The following is a 4,631-nucleotide window of genomic DNA, read 5'->3' as shown; positions in this document are numbered from 1 at the left end:
CGGCAGCGGCGGGACGGGCAGCGGCGGAACGGGCGGTGCGGCCGCCGCGGCGGCTGCGGCGTCTTCCGCCGAGATGACCGGCGTCGACCCCGTCAGCCGGATCTCTCGCAGCTGCTTACGCGTCAGCGGCCTCTGCTGATCCGATGTGCTCATGCCTTGCTCCGATACAGATGATGCTTCGCGATGTACTGGACGACCCCGTCGGGAACGAGGTACCAGACCGGCTCACCGTCATGCACGCGCTCCCGGCATGCCGTCGACGAGATCGACAGCGCCGGAACCTCGAGCTGGCTGACGTCGCCGGGCGGGAGACCGTCGATGCTCAGCACGTGCCCCGGGCGGGAGACCGCGACGAAGTGGGCCAGCTCCCACAACTCATCATGGTCCCTCCAACTGAGAATTTGCGCCACGGCGTCGGCGCCGGTGATGAAGAAGAGCTCCGCGTCAGGACGCTCGCGCTTGAGATCGCGAAGGGTGTCGATGGTGTAAGTGGGCCCAGCACGGTCCACATCGACGCGGCTCACCGTGAACTGCGGATTGGATGCCGTCGCGATCACGGTCATGAGATAGCGGTGCTCGCTGGGGGTGACCTCCTGCTTCTGCCATGGGCGCCCGGTCGGCACGAAGACGACCTCGTCGAGATCGAAGGAGTGCGCGACCTCGCTGGCGGCAACCAGGTGCCCGTGGTGGATCGGGTCGAATGTCCCACCCATCACACCGATGCGCGGTGCGCGCGAGGTCGTGGTGCTCATACAGGCTTAGTGGCCGTGCCCTGCTCCGTGGCCGTCCTTGCCGTGCTTCGCGGCGAACGCCTCGGCCTTGGCCGCGTGACGGTTGGCGACGTTCTTGTACGAGAAGGTGACAAGGCCCAGGAACGTGAACACGATCGCAGCGATGATCCCGAAGATCAGCGTGTCGAGCGCGACGTTGCCGTGGTGCTCGGTCTCGGCGGCGGCCATCGCGATCTGTGCGACGAGGTTCATCCTGGCTCCCATTCGTGCCTGCGGGTGGTACAGCGCCCCCTAGTCTAGCCCTCAGCCCCGGATCTGACCCGCTCCGCGCGCCAGCCACTTCGTGCTGGTCAGCTCGGAGAGCCCCATGGGCCCGCGCGCGTGCAGCTTCTGGGTCGAGATGCCGACCTCGGCGCCGAATCCGAACTCGCCGCCGTCGGTGAACCTCGTCGAGGCGTTCACCATCACCACGGCCGAGTCGACCTCGGCGAGGAAACGCTCGGCGTTGCGCGAATCGGTCGTCACGATCGACTCCGTGTGCCCTGTGCTGTACCGGCGGATGTGATCGAGCGCCTCGTCGAGCGAGTCGACGACCTTCATCGCGATGTCGAGGCTCAGGTACTCCGTCCGCCAGTCCTCCTCAGTCGCCGGGATCACGTTCGAAACGAGGCCAGCGACGACGTCGTCGCCGTGGATCGCAACGCCCTCGCTCTGCAGCGCGCTCGCGACGAGCGGGATGAGCCGGGACGCGGCCTGTCGGTGCACGAGCACGGTCTCCACGGCGTTGCAGACGCTCGGCCGCTGCACCTTGGCGTTCACGACGATGTCACGCGCCCAGTCATCGGGCGCGCTCTCATCGAGGACGATGTGGACGTTGCCCGCCCCCGTCTCGATCACCGGCACGGTGGACTCCGTGACGACCGCCTCGATGAGCCCGGCGCTGCCGCGGGGCACGAGCACGTCGATGAAGCCGCGGCCGTGCATGAGCGCCTTCGCGCCTTCGCGACCGAAGTCGTCGACGGTCTGGATGGCCTCGGCGGTGAGCCCGGCGCGTTCGAGCGCCTCGCGCATGACGGCCACGAGCACGGTGTTCGACTCGAGGGCGGCGCTGCCGCCACGCAGGACGACGGCGTTGCCTGAACGCAGGGCGAGCGCGGCGATGTCGACGGTCACGTTGGGGCGGGCCTCGTAGATCGCCCCGACGACACCGAAGGGCACCCGGACCTGTTCGAGGGCGACGCCGTTCGGCATCCGGTGACCACCCACCACACGACCGACGGGGTCGGGCAGGGCGGCCACCTCTCGGACGGCAGCGGCGAGGGCGGCGACGCGCTTGTCATCGAGGCGGAGCCGGTCGATGAGCGACTCGCCGATGCCGTTCTCGCGCTCGCGGTCGATGTCCTTGCCGTTGGCCTCGATGATACGCGGGGCGTTCTGCTCGAGGGCACCGGCGATCTCCTCGAGGATGCGGACCTTGGCGTCGCTGGTGAGCGCTGCGGTGGCGCGGGACGCCTCTTTGGCGCGCTCCAGGCGCACCTGGGCGGTCTGGTCGGTCATGCCGCCAGTCTAGGAGAGCGCGGGCTCGAACCACGTCCCGATGTCAGCGCCGGTCAGCGCCTTGTCGACGAGGTCGGTGCTGGTGACGAGGACGCCGATGCCGGATGCCGCGGCACGACGCGCGGCGGAGACCTTCGTCGCCGCTCCCCCTGTGCCCACGCTGTTCACCACCGTCGAGCCGAACTCGAGGCCGGCGAGGTCGGCATCGGCGGGGACGATGTCGATCGGCTCTGCGCCGGGCATGGACGGGGGCTTCGTGTACAGCGACTCGACATCGCTGAGCAGCACGAGCGCATCGGCGCCGATGAGCTCGGCGACCAGGGCGCCGAGGCGGTCGTTGTCGCCGAAGCGGATCTCCTGGGTGGCCACCGTGTCGTTCTCGTTGACGATCGGCAGCACGCGCAGCCCGAGCAACCGGTCCATCGCGCGACGGGCGTTGCTGCGCGAGGTGGGGTTCTCGAGGTCGCCGGTGGTGAGCAGCACTTGACCCGCGACGATGTCGAAGGGCCTCAGCGCCTCCTGATAGCGGAAGACGAGGATGTTCTGACCGACCGCCGCCGCCGCCTGCTGGGTGGCGAGATCGGTGGGCCGGGCGTCGAGCGAGAGGAACGGGATGCCTGTGGCGATCGCTCCGGAGGAGACCAGCACGACCTCGGTGCCGCGTGCGTGCGCCGCGGCCAGCGCGTGCACGAGCATCGGGATGCGCCACGAGGACTCCCCGCTGATCGACGACGAGCCGACCTTCACCACGATGCGCGACGCCGTGGCGATGTCCGCGCGCGTGCGGGCGGTCACTCGGCGTCCTCGCGGTATGCCGCGAGCCGCTCCGCCTCGAGTTCGGCGCGAGCCTCGGCCTTGGCGTCCATGCGCTCGTAATACTGCTCACGGCGTTCCGACGTCGTCCGGCGGGCGTTCGGCGCCAGCCGCGGGTCGGTGCCGCGGGGCGCCACCATGAGCTCGGCGGCCGAGCTCATCGTGGGCTCCCAGTCGAAGACGATGCTGTCGCCCTCGCCGATGAGCACGGTGGAGCCCTGCACGGCGCCGAGGCGGAAGAGCTCGTCCTCGACGCCGAGCTTCTCGAGACGGTCGGCGAGATAGCCGACGGCCTCCTCGTTCTGGAAGTCGGTCTGCTGCACCCAGCGCACCGGCTTCTCGCCGAGGATCCGGTAGACGTTGCCGTAGGTGCCGCCCTCGACGCGGATCGTGAACGGCTTCTCTGATCCCGTCGGACGAATGACCACGCGGGGTGCGACGACCTCGGCGGCAGCGAGCTCAGCACGATGCGCGTCGACGATCTCGCCGAGGGCGAAGGTCAGCGGCCGCAGGCCCTCGTGCGAGACGGTGGAGATCTCGAACACCCGGAACCCGCGTGCTTCGAGCTCTGGACGCACGAGGTCGGCGAGATCGCGCGCGTCGGGCACGTCGATCTTGTTCAGCGCGATGAGCTGGGGCCGCTCCAGCAGCGGCACCTGCCCCTCGGGCACCTCGTAGGCGGCGAGCTCGGCGAGGATCACGTCGAGGTCGGAGATCGGGTCGCGGCCGGGGTCGAGGGTCGCGCAGTCGAGGACGTGCAGCAGCGCGGAGCAGCGCTCGACGTGGCGGAGGAACTCGAGGCCGAGCCCGCGCCCCTCGCTCGCGCCTTCGATGAGGCCCGGCACATCGGCGACGGTGTAGCGGAAGTCGCCCTGCTGCACGACGCCGAGGTTCGGATGCAGGGTGGTGAACGGGTAGTCGGCGATCTTCGGGCGCGCAGCCGAGATCGCGCCGATGAGGCTCGACTTGCCCGCTGACGGGTAACCGACGAGCGCGACATCGGCCACGGTCTTGAGCTCGAGGATCACATCGCCCTCGAAGCCCGGGGTGCCCAGCAGCGCGAAGCCGGGGGCCTTGCGCTTCGGCGTCGCGAGCGCGGCGTTGCCGAGGCCGCCCTGACCGCCTCGGGCGACGACGAAGCGCTCACCCGGGGTGATCATGTCGATGAGGACTTCGCCGGCCGGGTTCTTCACCACGGTGCCGACGGGGACAGGCAACTCGAGCGTCTCGCCCGCGTAGCCGGCGCGGTGATCGCCCATGCCGAAGCCGCCGTTGCCAGAGGCGCGGTGCGGCGAGTGGTGGTACGACAGCAGGGTGCCGGTCTGCGGATCGGCGACGAGCACGATGTCGCCTCCGTCGCCTCCGTTGCCGCCGTCGGGGCCCCCGAGCGGCTTGAACTTCTCGCGGTGCACGGAGACACAGCCGTTGCCGCCCTTGCCCGCCCGCAGATGCAGCGTCACGGTGTCGACGAAGGTGACCATGTCTCTCTCCTCATAGACAGAATCGGGGCGGGCCGAAGCCCGCCCCGAT

Annotated in this window: 5 protein-coding genes; all 5 read right to left on the bottom strand. The window is 69.7% G+C overall.

Annotation, left to right across the window (positions count from 1 at the left end; all coding sequences use genetic code 11):
* Positions 1–149: 149 nt before the first annotated feature.
* The 5 genes from nadD to obgE are packed head-to-tail and all read right to left on the bottom strand — an operon-like array spanning position 150 to position 4,582.
* A complete protein-coding gene (gene nadD, locus QM568_RS01395; protein ID WP_415135061.1) occupies positions 150–752 on the bottom strand; it encodes a nicotinate-nucleotide adenylyltransferase in 603 nt (200 codons plus the stop codon).
* Positions 753–758: 6 nt separating this feature from the next.
* Positions 759–983 carry a hypothetical protein gene (locus QM568_RS01390; RefSeq protein WP_415135059.1) on the bottom strand — a complete coding sequence of 75 codons (225 nt, stop codon included), beginning with the start codon at positions 981–983 and terminating at the stop codon, positions 759–761.
* A gap of 51 nt (positions 984–1,034) precedes the next feature.
* Positions 1,035–2,288: a glutamate-5-semialdehyde dehydrogenase gene (locus QM568_RS01385; RefSeq protein WP_415135057.1), complete on the bottom strand. Its 1,254-nt coding sequence runs from the start codon at positions 2,286–2,288 to the stop codon at positions 1,035–1,037.
* A 9-nt stretch (positions 2,289–2,297) separates the two neighbouring features.
* Positions 2,298–3,083: a glutamate 5-kinase gene (gene proB, locus QM568_RS01380; RefSeq protein WP_415135055.1), complete on the bottom strand. Its 786-nt coding sequence runs from the start codon at positions 3,081–3,083 to the stop codon at positions 2,298–2,300.
* The gene (obgE, locus tag QM568_RS01375; RefSeq protein ID WP_415135053.1) at positions 3,080–4,582 is read right to left on the bottom strand and encodes a GTPase ObgE; all 1,503 of its coding nucleotides are present in this window, start codon (positions 4,580–4,582) and stop codon (positions 3,080–3,082) included. The genes proB and obgE overlap by 4 nt, the downstream gene beginning before the upstream one ends.
* Between the last annotated feature and the right edge of the window lie 49 nt (positions 4,583–4,631).

This window comes from Microbacterium sp. (assembly GCF_047607465.1).
Taxonomy (GTDB): domain Bacteria; phylum Actinomycetota; class Actinomycetes; order Actinomycetales; family Microbacteriaceae; genus Microbacterium.
Note: the sequence above shows the minus strand (reverse complement) of the source record. Positions and strands in the feature narration are given on the sequence as shown.

What these genes read in the sequence shown, in the direction of transcription:
- nadD (WP_415135061.1), bottom strand. Translation starts at nt 752, where the DNA reads ATGAGCACCACGACCTCGCGCGCACCGCGCATCGGTGTGATGGGTGGG.
- QM568_RS01390 (WP_415135059.1), bottom strand. Translation starts at nt 983, where the DNA reads ATGAACCTCGTCGCACAGATCGCGATGGCCGCCGCCGAGACCGAGCAC.
- QM568_RS01385 (WP_415135057.1), bottom strand. Translation starts at nt 2,288, where the DNA reads ATGACCGACCAGACCGCCCAGGTGCGCCTGGAGCGCGCCAAAGAGGCG.
- obgE (WP_415135053.1), bottom strand. Translation starts at nt 4,582, where the DNA reads ATGGTCACCTTCGTCGACACCGTGACGCTGCATCTGCGGGCGGGCAAG.